The sequence below is a fragment of the Allobosea rubneri genome (assembly GCF_032464875.1).
Lineage (GTDB): Bacteria > Pseudomonadota > Alphaproteobacteria > Rhizobiales > Beijerinckiaceae > Allobosea > Allobosea rubneri.
The window spans coordinates 1-24,188 of the sequence record NZ_JAWDID010000075.1 but is presented as its reverse complement, the minus strand read 5'-3'; the positions used below and the strand labels follow the sequence as shown (position 1 = coordinate 24,188).

At 65.1% G+C, this 24,188-nt stretch carries 18 protein-coding genes and 2 pseudogenes; 14 read left to right on the top strand and 6 right to left on the bottom strand.

All coding sequences use genetic code 11. The features are described 5' to 3' along the window. Positions 1-121, top strand: a pseudogene (locus RKE40_RS27225) (IS630 family transposase); the annotation flags it as partial. A 22-nt stretch (positions 122-143) separates the two neighbouring features. Here RKE40_RS27225 and RKE40_RS27220 read toward each other — a convergent pair. From RKE40_RS27220 to RKE40_RS27200, 5 genes are all read right to left on the bottom strand, one after another. Further along, on the bottom strand, positions 144-1,160 hold the full coding sequence (locus tag RKE40_RS27220) for a glycosyltransferase family A protein (protein ID WP_316021302.1): 1,017 nt from the start codon (positions 1,158-1,160) through the stop codon (positions 144-146). Continuing rightward, on the bottom strand, positions 1,157-4,231 hold the full coding sequence (locus RKE40_RS27215) for a rhamnan synthesis F family protein (protein ID WP_316021301.1): 3,075 nt from the start codon (positions 4,229-4,231) through the stop codon (positions 1,157-1,159). The genes RKE40_RS27220 and RKE40_RS27215 overlap by 4 nt, the downstream gene beginning before the upstream one ends. 391 nt (positions 4,232-4,622) lie before the next feature. Continuing rightward, the gene (locus RKE40_RS27210) at positions 4,623-5,504 is read right to left on the bottom strand and encodes a rhamnan synthesis F family protein (protein ID WP_316021300.1); all 882 of its coding nucleotides are present in this window, start codon (positions 5,502-5,504) and stop codon (positions 4,623-4,625) included. A 156-nt stretch (positions 5,505-5,660) separates the two neighbouring features. Next, positions 5,661-6,416 carry an ABC transporter ATP-binding protein gene (locus RKE40_RS27205; RefSeq protein ID WP_316021299.1) on the bottom strand — a complete coding sequence of 252 codons (756 nt, stop codon included), beginning with the start codon at positions 6,414-6,416 and terminating at the stop codon, positions 5,661-5,663. Positions 6,417-6,423: 7 nt separating this feature from the next. Further along, positions 6,424-7,212, bottom strand: a complete 789-nt coding sequence (locus tag RKE40_RS27200; RefSeq protein ID WP_316021298.1) for an ABC transporter permease — start codon at positions 7,210-7,212, stop codon at positions 6,424-6,426. Between the two features lie 563 nt (positions 7,213-7,775). On the opposite strand from RKE40_RS27200, the gene RKE40_RS27195 reads away from it, so the two are divergent. From RKE40_RS27195 to RKE40_RS27145, 11 genes and pseudogenes are all read left to right on the top strand, one after another. Continuing rightward, complete coding sequence (locus RKE40_RS27195) at positions 7,776-8,165, top strand: hypothetical protein (RefSeq protein ID WP_316021297.1); 390 nt, start codon at positions 7,776-7,778, stop codon at positions 8,163-8,165. Positions 8,166-8,641: 476 nt separating this feature from the next. Then, positions 8,642-9,469 (top strand): annotated as a pseudogene (locus RKE40_RS27190) (transposase). Positions 9,470-9,883: 414 nt separating this feature from the next. Beyond that, positions 9,884-10,468 carry an ANTAR domain-containing response regulator gene (locus tag RKE40_RS27185; RefSeq protein WP_316021296.1) on the top strand — a complete coding sequence of 195 codons (585 nt, stop codon included), beginning with the start codon at positions 9,884-9,886 and terminating at the stop codon, positions 10,466-10,468. After that, entirely contained in the window at positions 10,465-11,511 is a 1,047-nt protein-coding gene (locus RKE40_RS27180) for a CmpA/NrtA family ABC transporter substrate-binding protein (RefSeq protein WP_316021295.1), read from the top strand. Before RKE40_RS27185 ends, RKE40_RS27180 begins: the two co-directional genes overlap by 4 nt. A gap of 308 nt (positions 11,512-11,819) precedes the next feature. Next, positions 11,820-13,124 carry a CmpA/NrtA family ABC transporter substrate-binding protein gene (locus tag RKE40_RS27175; protein WP_316021294.1) on the top strand — a complete coding sequence of 435 codons (1,305 nt, stop codon included), beginning with the start codon at positions 11,820-11,822 and terminating at the stop codon, positions 13,122-13,124. A 3-nt stretch (positions 13,125-13,127) separates the two neighbouring features. After that, positions 13,128-14,354, top strand: coding sequence for an NAD(P)/FAD-dependent oxidoreductase (locus RKE40_RS27170; protein WP_316021293.1), 1,227 nt, complete (start codon positions 13,128-13,130; stop codon positions 14,352-14,354). Next, positions 14,354-17,053, top strand: a complete 2,700-nt coding sequence (locus RKE40_RS27165; RefSeq protein ID WP_316021292.1) for a molybdopterin-dependent oxidoreductase — start codon at positions 14,354-14,356, stop codon at positions 17,051-17,053. The genes RKE40_RS27170 and RKE40_RS27165 overlap by 1 nt, the downstream gene beginning before the upstream one ends. Positions 17,054-17,091: 38 nt before the next feature. Next, positions 17,092-18,000 carry a nitrate ABC transporter permease gene (ntrB, locus tag RKE40_RS27160; RefSeq protein ID WP_316021291.1) on the top strand — a complete coding sequence of 303 codons (909 nt, stop codon included), beginning with the start codon at positions 17,092-17,094 and terminating at the stop codon, positions 17,998-18,000. Between the two features lie 10 nt (positions 18,001-18,010). Next, positions 18,011-18,802, top strand: a complete 792-nt coding sequence (locus tag RKE40_RS27155) for an ABC transporter ATP-binding protein (RefSeq protein ID WP_316021290.1) — start codon at positions 18,011-18,013, stop codon at positions 18,800-18,802. Between the two features lie 11 nt (positions 18,803-18,813). Continuing rightward, on the top strand, positions 18,814-20,610 hold the full coding sequence (locus RKE40_RS27150; RefSeq protein WP_316021289.1) for a NirA family protein: 1,797 nt from the start codon (positions 18,814-18,816) through the stop codon (positions 20,608-20,610). Continuing rightward, positions 20,607-22,193: a sulfite reductase subunit alpha gene (locus RKE40_RS27145; protein ID WP_316021288.1), complete on the top strand. Its 1,587-nt coding sequence runs from the start codon at positions 20,607-20,609 to the stop codon at positions 22,191-22,193. The genes RKE40_RS27150 and RKE40_RS27145 overlap by 4 nt, the downstream gene beginning before the upstream one ends. Positions 22,194-22,238: 45 nt before the next feature. Here the strand turns inward: RKE40_RS27145 and RKE40_RS27140 are convergent, their stop codons facing one another. After that, positions 22,239-23,228, bottom strand: coding sequence for a tripartite tricarboxylate transporter substrate binding protein (locus RKE40_RS27140; RefSeq protein WP_316021287.1), 990 nt, complete (start codon positions 23,226-23,228; stop codon positions 22,239-22,241). A gap of 80 nt (positions 23,229-23,308) precedes the next feature. Here RKE40_RS27140 and RKE40_RS27135 point away from each other — a divergent pair, with 80 nt between their 5' ends. Together RKE40_RS27135 and RKE40_RS27130 are read left to right on the top strand one after the other, a co-directional pair. Beyond that, the gene (locus RKE40_RS27135) at positions 23,309-23,971 is read left to right on the top strand and encodes a GntR family transcriptional regulator (RefSeq protein ID WP_316021286.1); all 663 of its coding nucleotides are present in this window, start codon (positions 23,309-23,311) and stop codon (positions 23,969-23,971) included. Then, a partial coding sequence (locus RKE40_RS27130) for a hypothetical protein (RefSeq protein WP_316021285.1) occupies positions 23,968-24,188 on the top strand: 221 nt, incomplete at its 3' end. The genes RKE40_RS27135 and RKE40_RS27130, both read left to right, overlap by 4 nt.

Below are 24,188 nucleotides of genomic sequence, written 5' to 3'. Positions count from 1 at the left end.
GAAGGCCGTCCTCCGAGCTCGGGCCGAACGCAGCATCTCCGCCCGTTGGGACGCCGTCGGCGCCATCGTCGGACTCTTCTCACCCGACGAGTGCGCCAACTACTTCAAAGCCGCCGGATGAACCGGACTAAACCGGAAACGCTCTAGCGCACGATGCTCTTCAGCGCCCTGCGAGCGGTTGCGACCACGCCCTCACGGCCTAAGTAAGCCGCTGCTCGCGCCAGTAATGTGACGGAGGATCTTCGTGCTGAGCAAGACGCAGAACCAACCCGACTTGAGATCAGCCCCGCAGCTTCCGCTGCTGTCATCTGACCTGTTCCGTGCAGGCCAGCGGCGGCACGCACAGCAGCCGCGACCTCAGAGGTCAGCACGATTCCCGCCTTGCGGCGCGCAAGTTCCTCCCGGACGCGTTGCTGGTCTTTCTCTCGCGCAAACGCCGCAGCTGCTGTGGTCGGTATACTGTTCGACCCATCGGTCTTAAAGTTGTACCATCCAATAAACGTGCCGATCCCGGAAAAGTCAGAACTGACCCGTGCGCACAGGCGCAGCAGGAACTCGTAGTCTTCCTCCCATGTCAGCTCCTCGTCGAACCGCAGTTCTCCTGGGGGGGCACCTCGACGGTCGATCAGATAGGAGTGAACTGGCGCGAGATTTTGATGGAACAGGTCAAGGATTGAGGAGCCTCCGAACGGCATGGCGGCTCGCTTCCGGGTCAAAGCGAACGAACTGAAAATGTCGATCCACATAGTTTGAACGCTCGCGAAGGCGATAGTGGCGCCGCTCTTTGCCAGCTGCTTGCGCAGGATCTGATGCGCTTCCGGGAAGAGGATATCGTCATAGTCGAGAAACGAGAGGTAACGTCCACGTATGTGACGGAGCCCCTCGTTGATGAGGCAACTGCGCCCATCGACCGGCGAGGCCTCGCGCCAGTTGTGGATTTCAAGTTCTGCCCCGGGAATGGCTGCAAACAGAGGCGACAGGCGCGCCTGCGTCGCGGCAAGCGCGTTGTCGTCAAATCGTTGCGTGACCACATGAGCGGTCACTGGCTGCGCCGTTTGCGCAACCACCGAAAATACAGCGCGCTCTAGTTCATTTAGGCGGTCGGGCGCATGGCAACGAATGATGACGTCTGCCCGATCATCGTCTTGGATGTTGCTCACGACCACCGGGTCTCCGAAAAGCTAAATCCATGATCAAAATCTGCTACGTCGGACCAAGCTTCGGGCACGCGCGCGACGTCGCTGTGCGGAGGCTTTGCCCCTGGCCCTTCGCCGAGCGCCCAGCGCTCGAAAGGAGGCGATCGCCATTTGCGCGCCAGCCGCGCGCCTGACTCCGCGATCATGCGCAATGTATGGGCGCTAGGCTTCCGATTGGTTACCTCGTGGACAAAGTATGCGCTGGGACAGAGGACAACCTCGAAGCCTTGAGCGCGCGCGCGCCAAGATAAATCAACATCCTCGCAGTACATGAAGAAGCCATCGTCGAAACCACCGATCTCGTCGTGGACCCGCTTGGGGATCGCCAGCGAGGCACCTGATGCCCAAGGCGTGCGCAGAGATGTAGGATCGACCGATTTGGGATGATCAACGGGAAACTGTACGCACTCGACCAATGCAGCTCCGTCTCGAGCGGCGATCATACGCGCGACGCGCGTAATGGCTTCTGGATGTAGGAAGCCATCCGGATTGAGGCATATATAGACGTCGGCTCCGGCGACGAAAGCTTGCTGCATGAGCCGATTGTGAGCCGCGCCGAAGCCAATATTCTCTTTGCTGTGGTGATGGGTGAGCGGCAGAGAGGAAATGATGGCCGGCGCGCTGGAGGCGCCATTGTCCCAGACAAACAGCTGCTCGGCGCCGCGCACCGAACCCAGGCAGCGTGCAAGCTGTTCGGCGTCATTGTTGTAGGTTACCACCCCTGCCATGATTCGGAGGTTCGGGGGCGGAGCGTCGGTCCCGAGCGCGCGGTTCTGAGCGTCGGCGATCAAGGCGGCAGGAGGTAGGTCGATGTCGTCGGCAGGCGTTTCCGAAGGCTTGCGATGCCCTTCGCTGATGCGCCAGGCATGCTGCCTCAAAAATGTACTGAGCGCGGTGGCACCAGCTACGCTTTCGAAGGGGGCGCTCGCCCCAAAATAAGCTGGGCGGCCGATCTTCAGCCACTTCATTTGCGCGGCTTCTGCCGAGATGAAGTAGAGGCGCTCGATCGCATGGGCGAGCGTGCCATCGATCTGGCCCGTTTCGGGGTCGAAATCGGTCAATTGAAGTTTGAGGTCGAGAAGGGGGCGCAATGCGGCGCAGCGTGCCCAGAACATCGAGCCGGAGGGGAAGTCGAGCGCCGCGCCTTCCACGACGTCAACGCCCATGCGGCGGGCAAGTGTTTGCGCCATCCGGAAATTCCCGCCCCAGTTCACCCACCGTCGCACCGGCTCGTAATGTTGCGGTGCAATGATGCCGAGGTCGGGAGCCGCTCTAAAGGCTCCGAAGATCGTGCGCACGATGTCCGGCGAACCCACAAGCGTCAGGAAGAGATAATCACGCCAATTCTTCAATGCCGAATGGTGTGACGATTCCTTGGTATGGAGATGCAGGCAGTAGTCGTAGCTGGCATAAACCCGCTGCCATGTGAGCAGCTTGGGTGCGATATCGCGGCCGCGGTTGCGCGTCACGCTCACTTCTACCGCGCCGCCGTCCCACCCCGCAAAGACGATCTCCAGGCGACGCTTCTTTTCGGCGTCGTCCGTCGTGAGGAAGACGTCGCAAGCGTAAGGTACGTTGCGCAGGATCGAACGAATCTCGACCGCGTGGTCGATATGGAAGATGTGAGCAATTATCGCTACGCGACCGGGTTGCTCCAAAGCCAGCTCTGACAGACCGCTCGGCACAGCAATGGCGGGGTCGTCAGCCGCCGCGACGAGCGCAGGCTTTGGGGTGGCCAGCTCTGTCGCTGGCTTTTCTCCCGCGGCGATGATCGCCAGTGATTTGTCTACAATCGCTGGATCGTAGCCGCCCCGCGCGATCGTTACTCGCCAATCCTCCGCGCCTTCGGCTCGAAGAGCCGAGGTCTTTACGAACGGGCAGCCGCGTTCAAGCAGCCCGCGCCAGTCTGTCGTCGTCTGGTTCTTTTCGTCAGGCGCGGGAAACAGTACCGCCGTTTTGAGCCCACGTTGCTTCATCGCGGTGGTCAGTGGCACTTCATAGGCGCGAATGACCTCTTGCTTGGTGCCGATTGAAACCACTTGCGCCAGAAAATCCTCAAGCGCTGGTACTCCCTCGCCCTTGGCGGCCAGGAAATAGCTTTGGAGGTGCGGCTGTAGCTCGTGATTGTCGGTCAGGCCAATGATCTGTTCCCGTGCTGCGCGGATGCGTCCCATAATCTGTGAAAAGGTCGCAGAATCTAGCGGGCCAACGACGCTATCATTCGCCAGAACCAAAAGCCGGGTGGGCGACAGATCGACGATTCGAGCGGCGTGTGCCCAGGCAGCGAAGTCAAAGCCCTCATTGGAACGCACCAACAAGCCTTCAACAAGTGGCTCAAGTGTCGAAACTTCTACATCTTCGACAAAATCTGTGGCGACAATGACCGTGACGGCGATCTTCTCCCGACGCAATGCTGCGACATAGAATGGAACATGGGGCTTGATCTTCCCGCCTGGAGCATGTGTGACGAAGAGTGCAACAGCCTCGTCCGGCGGAGGCCGCTTAAGGATGCGCAATCGCGCTGACACGACCCGCCGCGGGGAGGCCGTTGCACGCGTCAGCCGGCCTTCGGCGGCGCCGTAACGCACATAGTGCTCGAGCGGCTCGATATTGGCGAAGCCGACATCCGGATAAGTCGCCCGATACCATGCGGGGTCGAACCCAGGGCACGGGCGCGCACCCTCCTGTGAGCCATGCCTGATGTAGTGGAGGAGGGGATTCACGCCTGACTGCTCGACGTCAGGTCGGTTGGCCAGATACCATTGTGTTACAAAATAGGGATTGGGGTCTCGCCCTTCGGCTGCTCCATGCCGGTAGTAGTGAGCTGCGACGCCGCCATCAAGATCCGCGAGGTCGGGATATGACGCGAGATACCAAGCTTCGTCGACAAGGGGTGCTATCGATCTGATAGCGTCGGTTTCCTGGCGCCATGCCCTCAGGCCTTGAATGCCTTGACCTGAAGTCAGTATATGAAACGGGCGTTTCAAACGACCAGCAACCCGATGTAGACGGGAAAGCAGAGCACGGGTGCGCACCGACGGACTCCTCATATGCTCGGCTGGAAATTTCTCGGTCGCTGGATGGTCGCCAATCCGACCAGGCATCGTTTCAGCGACTTGTCGTAGGCGTGCAATTTCGTACTATGCCTCCCGATGGGCCTTCGACAGCTCTCACTGTGGGACATAGTGAGCCGAAGCGCATTCGATACAACGGTGGAGCGCATAACCTCCGCGCGACCGCCGCGTAGGCGGCAATCAATTTCACGCATAGGTCGAGCAAGCTGCCGCTCGCCTAACATCTTTTGAGATGACCTTTCATTGTCAAACGATCTGCTGCAGCAAGTCGGCCAGCTCAGGTGGTCGAATGCTGAAATGAATTGGTCTCATGAGCACTCACCGAGCGGGCGACTTACAAGCGCTGTGCCTCTTACAGCAGATGCCCACGAAGGTCACGAACAGTGTAGCCCCGCCCCCAGGCAGCGATGCTGAAGCAGCGCTCAATTGCGTGATGCAGCGTGCCGTCAAGCTGCCCAGCTTCCGCCTCGAACGCATCGGACTTCAAGCGGAGCTCACGCAAGGCGTCGAGCGCCTTGGGCCTGAACCAGAACATCGAGCCTTCGAAGAATCCGAGCTTGACGAAGTCCTCAGCGTTCATCCGCTCGGCAATCTCATGCACCCGGGCCTTGTTGGCCATCCAGAAAACCGGGTCGGACCGATAGCTGTCGCGCCAGCCGACAAGCCCGGTGTCCGGCTCCTCGAATGCCTTCAATGTCCGGTAAGCTGCGGACCTTTCGCCGCAAAGCATGGCAAAGAGCAGCTTTCGGCGAAGGTCGCCGTCGATAAGGTGGGGGCTGCGCTTGGTATGCAGCTTGAGAACGGCGTCAAAGCCGTCCAGCGCTCCGGATTCCAGCAGCGAAAAGAAGGGCGCGATATCGCGACCGCGGTTCTCGCTGGGAAACAGCACGACGTCCGGAAACCCCGCGACGATCCGCGACAATTCTTCGGCTCGATCGAGGGGAACGGTCAAGAAAACGGGCACGGGATCCGGGAAGATGTCGCGCAGCGCGATGATCTCCTTCGCGAGATCCAGATAGAATACATGGGCGGTGATCGCGACCCGGACCTTGGGGTGCGGCGGCAGAGGCCGGATCGCCGCGACCTGGCTGCGAAGCTTGCGGCCTGCATCTGAGATAAAGAGCCGCCCGAGCGTGTTCGCCTTCAGCTTCTGCCAGTAATGGCGCGCTATGGCGCGCAGGCGTATGGCCGCGGGAACGTCGGAGCTAAACGCTGATCTGAATTTCTTGAGCATGAAGCAAGCGACGCCACGGGTTGATTGCTGTCTTACAGGATAAGACAGAAAGCTTACGACAAATATCCAGGCGGATTGGTGCGTGCTCTGCAGGTCGCCACGCTTTCCTGCGCCCCGCGATCAGTGTCCGTTCTCCGCGCCACGCGGCTGCAGTCGTCAGCGCGATATGTCTTCCCCATAGGCGCTCAGGACCTCGTCCGGTGTTCCGTCCATGACCAGACGCCCGCTCTTCATCCAGAGCGTGCGGGTGCAGAAGCGCCGAATCGTCTTGTTGTCATGCGAGGCGAGGAACATGATGCTCGCCTTCTCGATCATGGAATGCAGCCGCTTCTCGGCCTTCGCCGCAAAGGCAGCGTCGCCGACGCCGATGATCTCGTCGAGGATGAGGATGTCGGGATGGACGGCGGTGGAGACCGCGAAGGCCAGCCGCAGCATCATGCCGCTCGAATAGGTTCGGATCGGTAGCGAGAGGAATTCGCCAAGCTCGCTGAATTCCTCGATGTCGGGGATGATCGCCTGCGCTTGCTTGCGGTCGAGCCCGAGCATGATGCCGCGCATCTCGATGTTGTCGTAGCCGGTCGCATCGGTGTCCATGCCCATCGAAAGATCGATCAGCGACGAGACGCGGCCCTCCACCGTGGCACGGCCCGCGGTCGGGGGATAGACGCGGCTGAGCACCCGTAGCAGCGTGGTCTTGCCTGCACCATTGCCGCCGATGAGCCCGATCCGATCGCCATCGCGCGCCTCGAAGCTGACCTCGTTCAGCGCCTTGACCACCTGGATGCTGCTGTCGCGGTCGTTCTGCAGGCCCCCGCCGACAGTGCGTCGCAGGATCTCGCTCTTGAGTGCCCGGCCGCGCGAGTTGTAGACGGCGAGCTCGACGCTGGCCTGATCCAAGACGATATGAGCCATTGTACTCTCAGAGCCAATAAACGACGCGGTGCGAATATTTTCCCGCGAAGGCCAGGGTGAAGAGCCAGCCGAAGACCAGCAGGCCGAGCAGGATGAGATAGGCCGTCACGCTCGGCAGATTGCCCAGCAGCGGCTCGCGCATCACTTCCAGCATGCTGGCGAATGGGTTCAGGATCAGCACGGGGTGATCGACGCGCAACTGCGATGGCTTGAAGACGACCGGAGAGATGAAGAAGGCGACCTGGACGATGCTCGCTACGATCTGCGGGATGTCGCGGAACCGCGCGGACAGAATCGCGAGCAGATAGCCGACCCAGGCCAGATTGGCGAGAACGAGCAGCAGCCCGGGAATGAACAGCAGGATATGCCAGTTCACGGGAGAGCCGGTCACGAGATACAGGATCGGCAGAATGATGAGGTTGTGAGCGAAAACGAAGAGGTTTCTGGAGATCGTCCGCAGCAGATAGGTGAAGCGCGGCAGCGCGATCTGCCGGATGATGCTCTCGTTTTCCGTGAAACCGGAGCAGCTTTCGTTGATCGTCGACGAGATCAGGCCCCAGAGGACGAGGCCCGTGCCGAGATGCGGCAGATAATCGGCCATGGAGGTGCCGAACAGCGACGAGTAGACCGCACCCATTCCGAAGATCAGCACTGCCATGCTGAGGGTCAGCCAGAGCTGGCCGACGCGTGAGCGGCGGTAGCGCCGGACCACATCGTTTTTGGCGAGCATCCACCACATGCGCCAGGCACCAAACCCGCCCAGTACGTCAGCTGCGCCGCGTACGACCAATACCATTTCGATGCGTCTCCTGAATCCCTGCACCGGCACCCGCTGCTGTGTGCGTCAAAGCATAGACGGGCGCAGATTGGCAATATTGCGGCTCGTTCAGCCATTTGGCCCTAGCTCACTGCCGCGCCATCATACGCGCCAGTATAGCTTGAGGCACGCGGCGTCTATGGCTTCGTCACAGGGACGGTTTGTGATCGCGTCGGCTTTCTGCGCCGGGGGGGGCGCGTCAGCGCTTCTCCCGACGCGCTAATCGGCGACGACGGCTTGCTTGAGATCAACACCAAGCTGCCGCACGTGATGATCGAGACGATCCTACGCGGCGAGTTCCCGCCTGAGCACAAGGCGCAATGCCAAGGCCACTCTGGATCGCCAATCGCGCATGGATTGAGATCGCCGTTTACTGGCCCGGCTGCCAATTTTCATCGCGCGAGCCCATCGGGATGAGAGCTATATTCGTGAGCTGGCGGCGGCCGTTAGTGTTTTCAACACTGAACTCGATCTCATCGTAGACAGGGCAGGTCCTATGGCTTGGCCAAGGCAGCATGATATCAAGTGGCTCGGGACCGCATATGCCCTTCGGCACGGGGGGCAAGCCGAAGCGTTCTGCCTCCCGGCGCGAGTTCTCGCGCGCTCAGAAGGTTGCGATGATCATGCGCGCGCTGACCGGCGCAGGGCGTATCCTCTGCGAAGTGCGCGGACTCAACATCACCGGCAAGGCGCACGAGTTCGATCACATTATCCCGGGCTGCGTTCTCGAGCGTGACTGTTGCCACCGCGGTCCCGGCGGCAAGACCGCGACCGATCTCGCCGACATCGCCGAAGCCAAACGGAGGGAAGCAAAGCACTCCGGCGTCCGCTCCAGACCGCGACTAACAGGGCGAGGCTTTGCCCTGTCCGAGCCCCAGCGATCCGCCTCCCGGCCGCTCAGTAAGCCGGCCGCCTGGCGACGCGAAGATTGAAGCCACCCAAAAAGGACAGATCACGATCCAGACGCCGACCTTGCTATGCTTGCCGCCTTTTCCATGTCGCATTAACGGCGGGCTCCGGGCATTCTCCTGCTCTCCCTCGTGATTCCGGCTGCACTACGCGGAGAGTGCAACTTTGCATCGTAGAACTCGGTCACGCGACGGCGCTCCGCCGTCGAGAGGACGGCGTCGAGGCCATTGATCGGATCGTCGATTACGATCAGATCAGCGCCGCATCCCAGCACGGAATCGCCGGCCCGCAAAGCGCGTGCCGCGCTAGCTGGTCACGATCTCATTCTTCCGACTGGTTTTGATCGCGAACTGGGAAAGAGTCCGCGAAACCACCTGCTCGTCACTGCGCTGCGAAAATCCGCAGCGTGTTTGAACAAGAGTTCATTGGCATAGCTGGTCGTCATGATCTGAACCGCCCCGGGTTTGTCGGAGGCTCCAACTCCTGAGAGGATGGGGCTATGACGAGCAACACGACGAACAAGTTTTCGCCTGAGGTGCGTGCCCGCGCGGTGCGGATGGTGCTGGATCACGAGGCCGAGCATCCGTCGCGCTGGGCGGCGATCATGTCGATTTCGGGCAAGATCGGCTGCACGGCGCAGACGCTGAACGAGTGGGTGAAGAAGGCCGAGGTTGACAGCGGCCGCAAGGCCGGGCTGACGACGGATGTGGCGGCCAGGCTCAAGGCTCTCGAGCGCGAGAACCGCGAGCTGCGGCAGGCAAACGAGATCCTGCGCAAGGCGTCGGCGTATTTTGCCCAGGCCCTTTCGGCGAATGCAGGCATTTGCCTGCCGTGTGAGAGGAGCTCGACCGGCGACACCGGTCATGATCGGCGCCTTCGTCATCGACGCCTGTGCTCGGTGGATGGTTGGCTGGAGGGTGTCGCGGACGGCCCATGCCAGCTTCGTCCTCGACGCGCTGGAGCAGGCCCTGCATGAGCGAAGGCCCCTCCATCGCGGCGGCCTCGTGAATCATTCCGGCAGAGGTTCGCAATACGTCAGCATTCGATACACCGAGCGCCTCGCCGAGGCTGGTATGAAGCCCTCCGTCGGCAGCGTCGGCGACGCTTATGACAACGCTCTCGCCGAGATGATCGCCGGGCTCTACAAGGCCGAACTGATCCATCGGCGCGGACCTTGGCGAGGCTTCGAGACCATCGAGTTCGCCACGCTGACCTGGGTCGACTGGTTCAACCATCGCCGGCTGCTGGAGCCTATCGGTAGCATCCGCCGGCTGAAGCCGAGGTGCCCTATCAAGCGTTGCTGGACGAGCCAGCCATCACTGCCTGACCCAAACCAAACGGCCTCCGGCCAACCCCGGGGCGGTTCAGTGCCCTTCAGCCCTTGGACGCGGCTCGTGCTGTCTCCAAGGTGTACCGGAGCTCCCAGAAGGGCGCCAATGCCGCAAGTTTCGGCGGGCAGGATCGCATCAGTCAACATAGGATTCTGGCTACAAGGCTAGGCAGTGACGCTGCTTCGGGTCGGTTCCAGATACTTTTCCGGCAAACGCTAAGGCTGCCGCTCGACACAATGCCCGTGAAGCGGAGCGATTCCCAGCATCGCAGCCTACATCAACTGACTGCCCGCGAGACATTCTCGCAGTCGTCTCGAACACTTGAGCCCGCTTGCCTGCGAGCGCCAGCCGAGCTGGCATGATTCCTGATTGGTCGATGCCGGCTCATTCAGCTGGGACGAACGAAAGGCATGGTGCACAATCTACGGATCCTCATCGTTGACGCGAACCAGGTCCGGGCCGCGATCATCGAGGAAGGCCTGCGGGAAGCGGGCTACCACGAGCTCGTTCGCGTTTCCGGGACGACCGGCCTCGTCGCCGCCATTGAGCGGCACGACCCCGATGTGGTGGTGGTCGACCTCGAGAATCCGAGCCGAGACGCACTCGCCGACATGTTCCTGGTCAGCCGCCATGTGAAGCGCCCGATCACCATGTTCGTCGACCAGTCGGATGCCGCCTCGATCGAGGAGGCGGTCGAGGCCGGGGTCTCCGCCTATATCGTCGACGGGCTGAAGAAGGAGCGGCTGAAGCCGATCCTGCAGACCTGCATCAGCCGCTTCAACGCCTTTAGCCGCCTCCAGCAGGAACTCGACGAGGCCCGTTCGCAGCTCGACGACCGCAAGACGATCGACCGCGCCAAGGGCATCGTCATGCGGCTTAAGGGCCTGTCCGAGGAGGAGGCCTATGCCCTCTTGCGCAAGACCGCGATGAACGAGAAGCGCAAGCTCGTCGACATCGCCCGTTCGATCATCACGGCCGCCGAGGTGCTGAAATGACGCTGCATCTGCGGGTCGGCTTCATGCCGCTGATCGATTCCGCGCTGATCATCGCCGCGAAGGATGAGGGCTTCGCCGAGGTCGAGGGGCTCGATCTCGAGCTGGTGCGCGAGGTGTCCTGGTCGAATCTGCGCGACAAGCTCAATGTCCGCCTGCTCGATGCCGCCCATATGCTCGGCCCGGCCGCGGTTGCTGCGACGCTGGGGATTGGCGGCGTCAGGGCGCCGATGGCGGTACCGATCGCCCTCAACCTCGACGGCAGCGCCATCACCCTCTCGTTGCGGCGCTTCGAGGAAATGGCGAGGCTGGCGCAGGGCGACCTTGCCGACCCCATGGTCTCCGCGGCGGCGCTCGCCGCGCTGGTCGCGCGCCGCAGGGCGTCCGGCCTGCCGCAGTTGACCTTCTCTGCCGTCTTCGGCTTCTCGAGCCACACCTATCTCCTCTGTGAATGGCTGGCGAAGGGCGGTCTGAAGCTTGGCGACGACATCCGTTTCGAGGTGGTGCCGCCGCCGCAGACGGTGGAGGCGCTGAGCAGCGGGCGCGTCGATGGTTTTTGCGCCGGCGCGCCCTGGAACGCCGCCGCGGTCGCCGCCGGCATCGGTGCCATGCTTCATTGCGGTGTCGATCTGCGCAGCGACTGCCCCGACAAAGTGCTGGCCTGGCGCGCCGACGATGCAGACCGACGCTCGAACGCGGTGGCGCGGCTCAATGCCGCGATCCTGCGGGCCGGCGACTGGGTCCAGGAACCCGCGAATGGCGAACGTCTCGCCCTGCATCTGTCGCGGCCGGACCGGCTGGCGCTGCCGGCGGAGCTGATCGCGCCGGTGCTGCGTTTCAGCCTGATCCAGGGGGGAGGCCGGCCGCCGCGCCGGGTCGAGCGCTTCATTCGTTTCGACCGGGAGGCGTTGAAACCCAATCGTGCCCATGCCGACTGGATATTGGCGAGCATGGAGGCAGCAGGGCAGGTTGTGCGAACGGCTGACATGCTCGCGCAAGCGCGGGCGATGTTCCTGCCTGCCCTATTCCTGGACAGCTCTTCCTGATCGGCGGTTCTGCATGGTTTTTGTGCTGTCGCAGATAAATTGTGCGTCGCAGCATCGCCGAGCGAAATGCCGACTTCCAGGGCAATCGCCGGCTAGCGCCTTGAAAGTCCCGGGTTTTCGTCGCGATCCGGCAGTTGGCACGCTCCTTGTAGGAATTCCAGTGACGCGGCCAATGCTGCCCGCGCCGATTTCCTGACCGAACGCACAGCAACGCCGCTGTCGAATGTGCCTGACCGGGCGCTTTCGCGCGGCGTTTTCGTTCCGGCTGCTTCCCGACTTCGATCCGGCATTCCCAAGCGAGGCGATTGATGAGCGAGATGATCGAGACAAGAGCAAGAGCCAGCCGCCGCAAGCTGCTGCGGCTCACGGGCGCCGCGGCGCTGCTGGGCGCGGCGCGGCTCGCGCTGCCCGCCGGCGCGTTCGCGCAAGGCGCCGGCCCGGAGGTCAAGGGCACGCGCCTCGGCTACATCGCCCTGACCGACGCCTCGCCGCTGATCATCGCCAAGGAAAAGGGGCTCTTCGCCAAATACGGCCTGCCCGACATGGACATCGCCAAGCAGGCCTCATGGGGCGCGACGCGCGACAACATGGCGCTCGGCTTCAGGAACAATGGCATCGATGGCGGCCACATCCTGCGCCCGAAGACGCATCTCTACGCCACCGGCAAGGTGATGCAGAACGGCCAGCCCCTGCCGACGTACACGCTGCTGAACCTCAACGAGGACGGCCAGGCGATCTCGGTCTCGAACGAATACAAGGACCTCAACGTCCAGAAGGACGCCGCGCCGCTGAAGCAGGCCTTCGAGCGCAAGAAGGCGGCGGGCAAGGAGCTCACCGCCGCCATGACCTTCCCGGGCGGCACCCATGATCTCTGGATCCGCTATTGGCTCGCCGCCGGCGGCATCGACCCCGACACCGACATCAAGGTCATCGTCGTGCCGCCGCCGCAGATGGTGGCGAACATGAAGGTCGGCACCATGGACTGCTTCTGCGTCGGCGAGCCCTGGAATGAGCAGCTGGTCAACCAGAACATCGGCTACACCGCGCTGACCACCGGCGAGCTCTGGGCTCGGCACCCCGAAAAAATCCTCGGCATGCGGGCCGATTTCGTCGACACCAATCCGAAGGCGACGCAGGCCATCCTGATGGCGGTGATGGAAGCCCAGCAATGGGCCGACAGGATGCAGAACCGTCAGGAGCTCTCCGAGATCGTCGGCAAGCGGCAATGGTTCAACGTCCCGGTTGGCGACATCAACAAGCGCCTGCAGGGCGACATCAATTACGGCAATGGCCGCGAGGCCAAGGGCACCAGGCTCTACATGAAGTTCTGGGGCGAGGGCGGCTCCTCTTCCTACCCCTGGAAGAGCCTCGACACCTGGTTCGTCGCCGAGAACATCCGCTGGGGCAAGTTCGAGCCGACGATCGACATCAAGGCTCTGGTCGACAAGACCAACCGCGCCGATCTCTGGCGCGAGGCCGCCAAGGCGCTCGGCGTCGCCGGGGCCCCCACCGGCGACAGCCGCGGCGTCGAGACCTTCTTCGACGGCGTGAAGTTCGATCCGGCCGCGCCGCTCGACTATCTCAAGGCCCTTAAGATCAAGCGGGTCGCCTGAGCCATGGCCGAGCCGCTGATCATCGTGGGAAAGGGCATGGCGGCGACCAGACTGGTCGACGAACTCAGCCAGCGCGCGCTCGGCCGCTATTCCGTCGCGGTGATCGGGGCCGAGCCGCGGCTCGCCTACAACCGGGTGCTGCTCTCGCCGCTGCTGGCCGGCGAGATCGCGGAACCGGAGATCGAATTGAAGCCCGCCGCCTGGTGGCGCGACCGCGGCGTTTCGATGCTCTACGGCAAGCCGGTCACCGGCATCGACCGGGCGGCAAAATGCGTGACGCTGGCCGATGGCCTCACCCTGCCCTATGGCAAGCTCGTCCTCGCTACCGGCTCGAAGCCGCTGAAGCCGCCTTTCCCCGGCGGTGACCTCCCGGGCGTCGCGACCTTCCGCGACACCGCCGATGTCCAGGCGATGCGGGCCTATGCCGCGCGGGGCGCGCGGATCGTCGTCATCGGCGGCGGGCTGCTCGGGCTCGAAGCCGCCTATGGGCTGGCACGCGCCGGCGGCCAAAGGGCAGGGCAAGTCACGCTGCTTCACCTCGTCGACCGGCTGATGGAGCGCCAGCTCGATGCCGAGGGCGCGGCGCTGCTCGCCTCTGCCATGGTCATGCGCGGCGTCGAGATCCGGCTGAACAGCGCGACCAAGGGCTTCGTCGGAACCGACAGGGTCGAGGGCGTCGAGCTGCAGGACGGTACGGTGATCCCCGCCGAGCTCGTCGTGATCGCCATCGGCGTGCGGCCGAACACCGATCTTGCCGCAGCGGCCGGGCTCGAGGTCGCGCGCGGCGTCGTCGTCGACGATGCGCTGGCGACCAGCGATCCAGCGATCTTGGCGATCGGCGAATGCGCCGAGCATCGTGGTCAGGTCTATGGGCTGGTCGAGCCTGCCTATGAGCAGGCGCGCACGCTCGCCGCCCGCCTAACAGGCCGCGAGGCAGGCTATGCCGGCTCGCTGCTCGCGACCAACCTCAAGGTCTCCGGCGTCGGCGTCTTCTCAGCCGGCGAATTCGAGGCCGGCGAAGGCGCCGAGACCGTGGTGCTGCGCGATCGGGGCGCCGGCATCTACCGCAAATTCGTGCTGCGCGAGGGCAGTCTCGCCGGCTGCGTACTGGTGGGCGATACGCAGGGAGCCCTGTTCTATCTCGGCCTGATCCGCTCGCAGCAGGACATCACGCCGTTCCGCGCCGACCTGCCCTTCGGCGAGGCCTATTGCATCGGGGAGGCTGCCTGATGCGGCATGACGCCCCGCTCTCCGGCCGCTCCGGCCAGCCGGTCCGCACCACCTGCCCCTATTGCGGGGTTGGCTGCGGCATCCTGGCGAGGCCGGACGGCAAGGGCGGAGCGGCGATCGCCGGCGATCCCGCCCATCCGGCCAATCGCGGCCGGCTCTGTTCCAAGGGCTCGGCGCTCGGCGAGACGCTCGCTCTGGGTACGCGCGTGCTGCATCCGCTGAAGCGCAATGCCCGCGGCGCCTATGACCGGGTCTCCTGGGACGAGGCGCTGGATGCGGTCGCCGCCGGACTGAAGGCGATCATCGCGCGCGACGGTCCCGAGGCGGTGGCCTTCTATCTCTCCGGCCAGCTGCTGACCGAGGATTATTACGTCGCCAACAAGCTCGCCAAGGGCTTCATCGGCACGCCGCATGTCGACACCAATTCACGGCTCTGCATGTCCTCGACCGTCGCCGGCCATCGCCGCGTCCTCGGCTCCGACACCGTGCCGGGCTGCTATGACGATCTCGACTGCGCCGATCTCGTCGTGCTCGTCGGCTCCAACGCCGCCTGGTGCCATCCGGTGCTGTTCCGCCGGATCCAGCAGAACCACACCGAGCGTGGCGCCAGGGTCGTGGTCATCGATCCCAGGGTCACGGCGAGCGCCGAGGAGGCCGATCTCGTCCTTCCGCTGAAGCCCGGCTCCGACAGCCTGTTGTTCGCGGGGCTCCTGATCCATCTCGCCGATGGCGGCCTGCTCGATGAAAGCTATCTCGCGCACCACACCAGCGGCTTCGAGGAGGCGCTGGCCAATGCGCGGACGCTGGCGCCTGGCCTCGCCACGATCGCCGAAGGGACAGGGCTCCCGGCCGCCGACATCGCCGCCTTCTACAGGCTCTGGGCCGAAACTCCCGCCGTCGTCACCGCCTGGAGCCAAGGCGTAAACCAGTCGGCACAAGGGACCGACAAGGTCGCCGCCATCCTGCATTGCCATCTCGCCACCGGCCGGATCGGCCGCCCGGGAAGCGGCCCGTTCTCGCTGACCGGCCAGCCCAACGCCATGGGCGGGCGCGAGGTCGGCGGTCTCGCCAACATGCTCGCCGCCCATATGGGTTATTCGGCCGGCGAGATCGACCGCGTCCGCCGCTTCTGGAAGGCGCCGAACATCGCCCGACAGGAAGGGCTGAAGGCGGTGGACATGATTGACGCCGTCGCCGGCGGCGGCATCAAGGCGCTGTGGGTGATGGCGACCAACCCCGCCGTCTCTCTGCCGCGCGCCGACGCCGTCAAAGCAGCGCTCGCCGAGCTCGAACTCTTCATCGTCTCCGAGAACGTCCTTTCCAACGACACGCTGGCCGCCGGTCCGCACTATATCCTGCCGGCCGCCGCCTGGGGCGAGAAGGACGGCACCGTCACCAATTCCGAGCGCCGGATCTCGCGCCAGCGTCCATTCCTGCCGCTGCCGGGCGAGGTCAGACCGGATTGGTGGATCATCTGCGAGGTCGCGCGGCGTCTCGGCTTCGGCGAGGCCTTCGCCTATGCCGGCCCGGCCGAAATCTATGCCGAGCACGCCGCGCTCACGGCCTTCGAGAACGAGGGCAGCCGCGATCTCGACCTCGGCGCCCATGCCGGCCTCGGGCGCGGCGACTACGATGCGCTCGAGCCGGTGCAATGGCCGCTGCCGGTCGGGCGCCCCGGCGGCACCGCCCGCCTGTTCGCGGATGGCGGCTTCTTCGCGCCTGGCGGCCGCGCCACCATGCGACCTCTGGCGGTTCCAGCGCTCGCCAGCCAGCCGGATGCCGAGCGGCCCCTGCTGCTGAACACCGGTCGCATCCGCGATCACTGGCACACCATGACGCGCACGGGCCTGAGCGCCCGGCTCTCGGCCCACATCGCCGAGCCCGTGATCTTCCTGCATCCGCGCGATGCCGAGCGCTACGGCGTCAGCGAAGGCGGCTTCGCTCGCGTCGCGACCGAACATGGCGCCGCCGTGCTCAAGGTGGTGCTCGACGAGGGCGCACGGCCGGGCGCCCCCTTCGCGCCGATCCACTGGTCCGGCGAGACGGCCTCCGATGCCCGTATCGGCGCCCTCGCGCAGGCCGCCTGCGATCCATTCTCAGGACAGCCCGAGCTGAAGGCGACGCCGGCCGCGATCGCTCCGGTCGCCTATGCCTCGCAGGGCTTCGTCCTGTCGCGGGATGGTTTTGCACTGCCGCCGGGCAGCTGGTGGGCGAGGCTCGCCGTCGAGGGTGGCGAAGGGCGCTTGTTCGCCACCGATGGCGGGCCAGAGGCGCTGATGGCCCATGCCAACGCCGCCTTCAGCGGCTGCGAGCTCACCGAAATGATCGACCGGGCGGGTGGGGTCTACCGCTGCATCGCGACAAGGAACGGCCGCCTGATCGGGGCGCTCTTCCTCGCACCCGCCGGGCAGGCGCCGATCTGGGAAACGGTGAAGGCGGCCTTCGCCGCCGGCAGGGAGCCGGAGAACCGGCTGGCATTGCTCGCAGGCCGCAGCCCAGGCGGCATCGCCGAGGCAGGGCCGATCGTCTGCGCCTGCTTCGGCGTCGGCCTCAACGCGATCCGCGCCGCCTTCGCCGGCGGCCAGGCGCTGAGCGCCGAGGATATCGGGCGGCAGCTCAAGGCGGGCACGAATTGCGGTTCCTGCCTCCCGGAAATCCGCCGCATCGGAGCGCAGTCGCGCGCGACGGAGGCGGCATGACGGACGCGGCGCAGCAGCATGGACAAGGGAGTATCGCGATGGGTCAGGCTGTCTCGAAGAGAGCGGCGGCGGAGGCGGTGATCGTCGCGCTGCCCGGCGCCAAGGCTGCGGTCGTGACCTTGCCGCCACTGGCTGCAAGGCCGCTGACCGGGCGCGTGGCGTCCTGGCTCAGGGCGATCGCCGTCAACCTGCTGCCGCCGCTGCTGACGGTCGCGCTGCTGTTGCTGTTCTGGCAGATCGCCGCGTCCGGCCCGGATTCTTCGCTACCGCCGCCGAGCAAGATCTGGAGCGAGGCGCGCGACCTGATCACAGAGCCCTTCTTCTGGAACGGTTCGCAGGATATCGGCCTCGGCTGGCGCATCCTCGTCTCGTTGCAGCGCGTCGCGATCGGCTTCAGCCTGGCGGCGGTGATCGGCGTGCTGCTCGGCGCCCTCGTCGGTCAGTCGGTCTGGGCGATGCGTGGTCTCGACCCGGTCTTCCAGGTGCTGCGCACTGTGCCGCCGCTCGCCTGGCTGCCGCTCTCGCTCGCCGCCTTCCGCGACAGCCAGCCCTCGGCGATCTTCGTGATCTTCATCACCGCGATCTGGCCGGTGATCATCAACACCGCCGTCGGCATCCGCAACATCCCGCAGGACTATCGCAACGTCGCGCAGGTGCTGCGGCTGAATCAGCTCGAATTCTTCTTCAAGATCATGGTGCCTTCGGCCGCGCCCTACATCTTCACCGGGCTTCGGATCGGCGTCGGCCTGTCCTGGCTCGCCATCGTCGCCGCCGAGATGCTGACCGGCGGCGTCGGCATCGGCTTCTTCATCTGGGATGCGTGGAACTCCTCCCGCCTCTCCGACATCATCGTGGCGCTGGTCTATATCGGCGTGGTCGGCTTCATCCTCGACCGCCTCGTCGCCTTCATCGGCCATGTCGTCACCCGCGGCACACAGGCCAATTGAGGGACGGACGATGAGCTATCTCAAGATCGATCATGTCGACAAACGCTTCGCCCGCGGCGCCGCCACGACCGAGGTCCTGAAGGATATCAGCCTCGTCATCGACAAGGGCGAGTTCGTCTCGATCATCGGCCATTCCGGCTGCGGGAAATCGACTCTGCTCAACATCGTCGCCGGTCTGACGTCGGTGAGCGCCGGGGCCGTGCTGCTCGAAGGCAAGGAGGTCAATGCGCCGGGGCCCGAGCGCGCCGTGGTCTTCCAGAACCATTCGCTGCTGCCCTGGCTCACCGTCTACGACAATGTCGCGCTCGCCGTGAACAAGGTCTTCGGCGGCGTGAAGAGCAAGGCGGAGCGGCATGACTGGATCATGCACAATCTCGACCTCGTCCAGATGGCCCATGCCAGGGACAAGCGCCCGTCCGAGATCTCCGGCGGCATGAAGCAGCGCGTCGGCATCGCCCGCGGCCTCGCCATGGAGCCGAAGATCCTCCTGCTCGACGAGCCTTTTGGCGCACTCGATGCGTTGACCCGCGCCCATCTGCAGGATTCGATCATGCAGATCCACGCGACGCTCGGCAACACGATGATCATGATCACTCATGACGTCGACGAGGCCGTGCTGCTCTCGGACCGGATCGTGATGATGACCAACGGCCCCTCGGCCCGGATCGGCGAGGTGCTCGATGTCCGCCTCGAACGCCCCCGCAAGCGGCTCGATCTGGTCTCGGACCGCACCTATATCGCGGCGCGCGAGGCCGTCCTGAAATTCCTCTACGAGCGCCACCGCTTCGTCGAGGCGGCGTGAAGGCGCCAGCCATGAGCAACGATCTCTCCCCCGATCAGAAGCGCTATCTCGAAGGCTTCATGAGCGGCCTGCAATCGGCGCGCGTCGCCCGCGGCCTCGGACCGCTCGGCGGTGCCGGTGGCTCCGGCAATGCCGCGCCCTCGGGACCCGACAAGGAGCATGCCGAGGCGCAGGCGAAGACGCTCGCCGCCGGTGGCAAGCTGGTCGATCAGGAGAAGTGGAAAGCGGCCGAGCACCCCTTTGATGCCTATGCCCGCTTCAAGCAGCAGGCCGGCTCCGGCACCTATCCGAAGCCCGAGGACAATTTCCGTTGGCGCTATCACGGCCTGTTCTATGTCGCGCCGGCGCAGGACAGCTATATGTGCCGCCTGCGCATTCCTAACGGCATCCTCAAGGCCTGGCAGTTCGCTGGCGTCGCCGACATCGCCGAGCGCTTTGGCGGCGGCTACAGCCACGTTACCACCCGCGCCAATCTCCAGATTCGTGAGATCACCGCCGAGAACGCCCCGCTGCTGCTCGAAGGCCTCGCCGATCTCGGCCTCACCGCCAAGGGCTCCGGCGCCGACAACATCCGCAACGTCACGGGGTCGGCGACCGCCGGCATCGACCCACTCGAACTGCTCGACACCCGCCCGCACGCGCGCGCCTGGCACCATCACATCCTCAACGACCGCTCGCTCTACGGCCTGCCGCGCAAGTTCAACGTCGCCTTCGACGGCGCCGGTTCGATCGCGACGCTGGAGGACACCAACGATATCGGCTTCCAGGCGATCGAGATCGGCGAAGGCGCTTTGTTCGAAGGGCAGGCGGTCGAGCCCGGTATCTGGTACCGCCTCGCGCTCGGCGGCATCACCGGCCATCACGATCTCGCCCGCGACACCGGCATCGTCGTCGCGCCCTCCGATGCTGTCGCTGTCGCCGATGCGATCGTGCGCGTCTTCATCGCCAATGGCGACCGCACCAACCGCAACAAGGCCCGCCTCAAATACGTGCTCGATGCCTGGGGCTTCGACAAGTTTCTCGCCGCCGTCGAGGAGACGCTCGGCCGCCGGCTGGTCCGGATCGACAGCACCTTGGTCAAGCCGCGACCAGTCTATGACCGCCTCGCCCATATCGGTGTGCACCCCCAGCTTCAGCCCGGGCTCAACTGGGTCGGCGTGGCGCTGCCGGTCGGCAAGCTCACCGCCCAGCAGATGCGGACCATCGCAGCCATCTCTCAGGCCTGCGGCGACGGCGATATCCGCCTGACCGTCTGGCAGAACCTGCTGATCTCCGGCGTGCCGGATGCGAAGGTCGACGACGTCGTCGCCAATCTCAAGGCAATAGGTCTGTCGGCCGAAACTTCGATTCTGCGCGCCGGCCTGATTGCCTGCACCGGCGCGACCGGCTGCAAGTTCGCCGCCGCCCACACCAAGGAGGATGCGCTCGCCATCGCCGCCCATTGCGAGCCGCGGATCACGCTGGACCAGCCGGTCAACATCCATCTGACCGGCTGCCATCATTCCTGCGCGCAGCATTATATCGGCGATCTCGGCCTGATCGGCGCCAAGGTGCCGGTCAACGAGGAGGGTGACACCGTGCCGGGCTACGACCTCCTGGTCGGCGGTGGTTATGGCGTCGATGGCGGCATGGCTCGGCCCTTCCGCGAGAAGGTCAGAGCCGAGGAGGCGCCGGCCTTGGTCGAGGCGATCCTGCGTATCTGGCAGGTCCATCGCGCCGCGCCGGACGAGAGCTTCGTCGCCTTCGCCCGCCGCCACGAGATCGCGGCGTTGCAGGCATTGGTCGCTGAGACGGGAGAGGCGGCATGACCGTGCAGACGCCGAGTCCCCTCGTCCAGGTCCTGCCGGAGACCGCGCCTTTCAGCGAGGAACAGCGCTCCTGGCTCAACGGCTTCTTCGCAGGCCTGCTCTCGCTCGACAATGCCGGCGTCACCGCCTTGTCGCCGGCCGAGAACGCCGCCGTGATGGCCGAGGCCGATGACGGCGCGCCCTGGCACGACCCGGCGATGGCGATCGCCGACCGCATGCAGCTCGCCGAAGGCAAGCCGCTGCCGCGCAGGCTTTTCGCCGCCATGGCTCAGCAGGATTGCGGCCAATGCGGCTATGTCTGCGAGACCTATTCGGCCGCGATCGCCGAGGGCAAGGAAGGCCGGCTCAATCTCTGCGCCCCCGGCGGCAAGGAGACGCTGCGCCAGCTCAAGGCGCTGATGGAGGAGGGTGGCACTGCCCCTGCCGCTGCTCCGGTGGATGCATCGACGCCCGTTGCGCCTCTCGGCCCGCTCGGCCGCTGCCGCGAGAACCCGGCGCTTGCGACCTTCCTCTTGCGCCGCAAGCTCAACGGCGAGGGCTCCGAGAAGGAGACCTGGCATGTCGAGTTCGATCTCTCCGAGAGCGGGCTCGACTACATCGTTGGCGACGCTTTCGGCATCGTTGCGCAGAACGATCCGCGCCTGGTCGATGCGGTGATCGCGCTGCTCGGCGCCCGACCCGATGCCGATCTTGGCGGCAAGACCCTGCGCGAAAAGCTGCTGGCCGATTGCGCGCTTGGACCGGCGCCGGACGCGCTGTTCCAGCTGATCTCCTATGTCACCGGCGGCGAGACCCGCCAGAAGGCCAAGCGGCTCGCCGGCGGCGAGGACCCGGACGGCGATCTCGACCGGCTCGACGTGCTCGGCACGCTGCACAAATTCTCCTCGGCGCGGCTCTCGCCCGAGGCCTTCTTCGAGGCGCTCGACCCGCTGCAGCCGCGGCTCTATTCGATCTCCTCGTCCTTCAACGCCACGCCCGGCCGGATATCGCTGACGGTCGATACCGTCCGCTACAAGATTGGCTCACGCCCACGCTGGGGCGTCGCCTCGACTTATCTGGGTGAGCGCGTCCGGCCCGGCGACAAAGTGCCGGTCTATGTTCAGCGCGCCCATGGCTTCGGCCTGCCGGAGAACCCGGAGACGCCGGTGATCATGTGCGGTCCCGGCACCGGCGTCGCCCCGTTCCGCGCCTTCCTGCACGACCGCAAGGCGACGGGCGCGAAGGGCAGGAACTGGCTGTTCTTCGGCCATCAGCGCCGGGCTTCCGACTTCTTCTATGAGGATGAGCTCAACGCGATGAAGCGGGAGGGATTGCTCACTGGCCTGACGCTCGCCTGGTCGCGTGACTGCAAGGAGAAGATCTACGTCCAGGATCGGATGCGGGAGCGCGGCGCCGAGCTGTTTGCCTGGCTCGAACAGGGCGCGCATTTCTATGTCTGCGGCGACGCCAAGCGGATGGCCAAGGATGTCGAGCGCGCCATGGTCGATGTCGTTGCGCAGCACGGCAGGCGCTCGGTCGACGAGGCTGTCGCCTATGTCGCGGCACTGAAGAAGGCCGGCCGCTATCAGGCCGACGTCTATTGACCTTGCTCCGGCGCGGATGAGGCGCCGGAGCGGCTGCTGAGCGGATTACTGGGCCTGCAGCGTCACGTTCGCCTTGCCGGCCACGTCCTTCCAGCGCGCGATGTCGGCCGCGAGGAAGCTCTTGAACTCGGCCGGCGAGTTGCAGACCGTCTCGCCGCCAAGCACGGCGAGCTTCTCCTGGATCTGCGTGTCGGCGCAGGCCTTGACGATCTCGGCATGCAGGCGCTCGACGATCGCCGGCGGCACGCCCTGTGGGCCGAGCAGGCCGAACCAGGCGACGGTCTCGTAGCCGGCAAAGCCCGACTCGGCGACGGTCGGCACGTTCGGCAAGGCCGGCGCGCGCTTGGCCGTGGTGACGGCCAGCGGCGTGACCTGGCCGCTGGTGACGAGGCCGATGGCCGGCGGCAGGTTCACCGCCATGAACTCGACCTGGCCGGAGACGATGTCGTTCAGCGCCGGGCCGGCGCCGCGATAAGGCACATGCGTCGCCTCGATCCCGGTCAGGACCTTGAGATATTCCGAGTTCATATGCGCGGAGGAGCCGCTGCCGCCCGAGGCATAGCTGAGCTTGCCCGGATTGGCCTTCGCATAGCTGATCAGCTCGGCCATCGACTTCACCGGCAGCTTGGTGCTGGCGATGAAGATGTTCGGCGCCTTGTAGACCAGCGAGACCGGTGTGAAGTCGCGCATCACGTCATAGGGGATGTTGGCATAGGTCGCGGCGTTGATGCCGTGCGAGCCGGCATTGCCCATGATGAAGGTGTAGCCGTCGGCAGCCGCGCGGGCCGCCGCCGCCGAGCCGACGACACCGCCGGCGCCGAGCCGGTTCTCGACCACGAAGGGCTGGCCGAGCGTGTTGCGCAGCTTTTCGGCGATCAGGCGGGCGGCGATGTCCGAGCCGTCGCCGGGCGCGCTCGGTACGATGATCGTCACCTGGCGTTCCGGCCATTGTTGGGCCGAGGCGGAGCTTGCCATGGCGGCGCAGCCGAGGGCCGCGACCAGGCCGAACGCCATCCCGATGCCGATCATTCTCATCGCGTTTCTCCAAAGATGATCAAAAACTGTGTTTCATATTGGGTTGACAGGATGCGTAACTCACTCTTTTGATCAAATCAATGCAGACCGCCCAAAGCCGCGCCGACTCGGTCAAGGACTGGATCCGGGACGACATCGTCGCCGGCGGCCTTGCCTTTGGTGCCCGCCTTCGGATCGACGAGCTCGCCAGCCGCTACGGGGCGAGCCATATGCCGGTGCGCGAGGCGCTGCGCAGCCTCGCCGGCGAAGGGCTCGTGGTTTCCGAGACGAACAAGGGCGCGCGCGTCGTCACGGTCGACCGGCGCCATGTCGAGCATCTCTTCACCGTGCGCATCGCGGTCGAGGTCGCACTCGCGCGCCAGGCGGCTCCGGCGATGACCCGGGACCGGCTCGCCGAGGTCACGGCACTGGAGGCGGAACGCCTCGCCGCCGTGGAGCACGGCGACTATGCGCAGGGCGTCGTCATCAACCAGCGTTTTCATCGGCGCATCTACGAGGCGGCTGGCAATGGCGAGGGCCTGGCGGTGCTCGATCGCCATTGGCTGCTGCTGGCCGCGCTCTGGTCGCGGCTCGGCTATCGCCCGGAGCGGCTCGGCGGCGTCGCCAGCGACCACGACCACATTCTGCGGGCCCTGCGCGACGGCGATGCCGAAGCCTGCGGGATCATGACCGCGGCCCATGTCACCAAGACGCGGCAGGACCTGATGGACCTGATGGCGCAGCGCGGAGAAAGCCTGGCGTGATGCGAGTTCTCGACGATCCGATCAGTCAGGTGCGGCTCAGCATCGCCCGGATCACCGACAAGACGCTCTGGTCCTTCCTGGAGATCCGTTGCGCCTCCGGGGCCGAGGGCGTCGGCGAGGCGAGCCTTGCCGGACGCGAGCGGGCGCTGCTCGACGCCGCCGTCGAAAACCTGCCGCGCTGGCTCGCCGGCGAGCCGCTGCCCGGCCTCGACGTGCC

What these genes read in the sequence shown, in the direction of transcription:
- RKE40_RS27195 (WP_316021297.1), top strand. Translation starts at nt 7,776, where the DNA reads ATGCCCTTCGGCACGGGGGGCAAGCCGAAGCGTTCTGCCTCCCGGCGC.
- RKE40_RS27175 (WP_316021294.1), top strand. Translation starts at nt 11,820, where the DNA reads ATGAGCGAGATGATCGAGACAAGAGCAAGAGCCAGCCGCCGCAAGCTG.
- ntrB (WP_316021291.1), top strand. Translation starts at nt 17,092, where the DNA reads ATGGGTCAGGCTGTCTCGAAGAGAGCGGCGGCGGAGGCGGTGATCGTC.
- RKE40_RS27140 (WP_316021287.1), bottom strand. Translation starts at nt 23,228, where the DNA reads ATGAGAATGATCGGCATCGGGATGGCGTTCGGCCTGGTCGCGGCCCTC.
- RKE40_RS27170 (WP_316021293.1), top strand. Translation starts at nt 13,128, where the DNA reads ATGGCCGAGCCGCTGATCATCGTGGGAAAGGGCATGGCGGCGACCAGA.
- RKE40_RS27150 (WP_316021289.1), top strand. Translation starts at nt 18,814, where the DNA reads ATGAGCAACGATCTCTCCCCCGATCAGAAGCGCTATCTCGAAGGCTTC.
- RKE40_RS27135 (WP_316021286.1), top strand. Translation starts at nt 23,309, where the DNA reads ATGCAGACCGCCCAAAGCCGCGCCGACTCGGTCAAGGACTGGATCCGG.
- RKE40_RS27210 (WP_316021300.1), bottom strand. Translation starts at nt 5,504, where the DNA reads ATGCTCAAGAAATTCAGATCAGCGTTTAGCTCCGACGTTCCCGCGGCC.
- RKE40_RS27185 (WP_316021296.1), top strand. Translation starts at nt 9,884, where the DNA reads ATGGTGCACAATCTACGGATCCTCATCGTTGACGCGAACCAGGTCCGG.
- RKE40_RS27205 (WP_316021299.1), bottom strand. Translation starts at nt 6,416, where the DNA reads ATGGCTCATATCGTCTTGGATCAGGCCAGCGTCGAGCTCGCCGTCTAC.
- RKE40_RS27165 (WP_316021292.1), top strand. Translation starts at nt 14,354, where the DNA reads ATGCGGCATGACGCCCCGCTCTCCGGCCGCTCCGGCCAGCCGGTCCGC.
- RKE40_RS27145 (WP_316021288.1), top strand. Translation starts at nt 20,607, where the DNA reads ATGACCGTGCAGACGCCGAGTCCCCTCGTCCAGGTCCTGCCGGAGACC.
- RKE40_RS27155 (WP_316021290.1), top strand. Translation starts at nt 18,011, where the DNA reads ATGAGCTATCTCAAGATCGATCATGTCGACAAACGCTTCGCCCGCGGC.
- RKE40_RS27180 (WP_316021295.1), top strand. Translation starts at nt 10,465, where the DNA reads ATGACGCTGCATCTGCGGGTCGGCTTCATGCCGCTGATCGATTCCGCG.
- RKE40_RS27200 (WP_316021298.1), bottom strand. Translation starts at nt 7,212, where the DNA reads ATGGTATTGGTCGTACGCGGCGCAGCTGACGTACTGGGCGGGTTTGGT.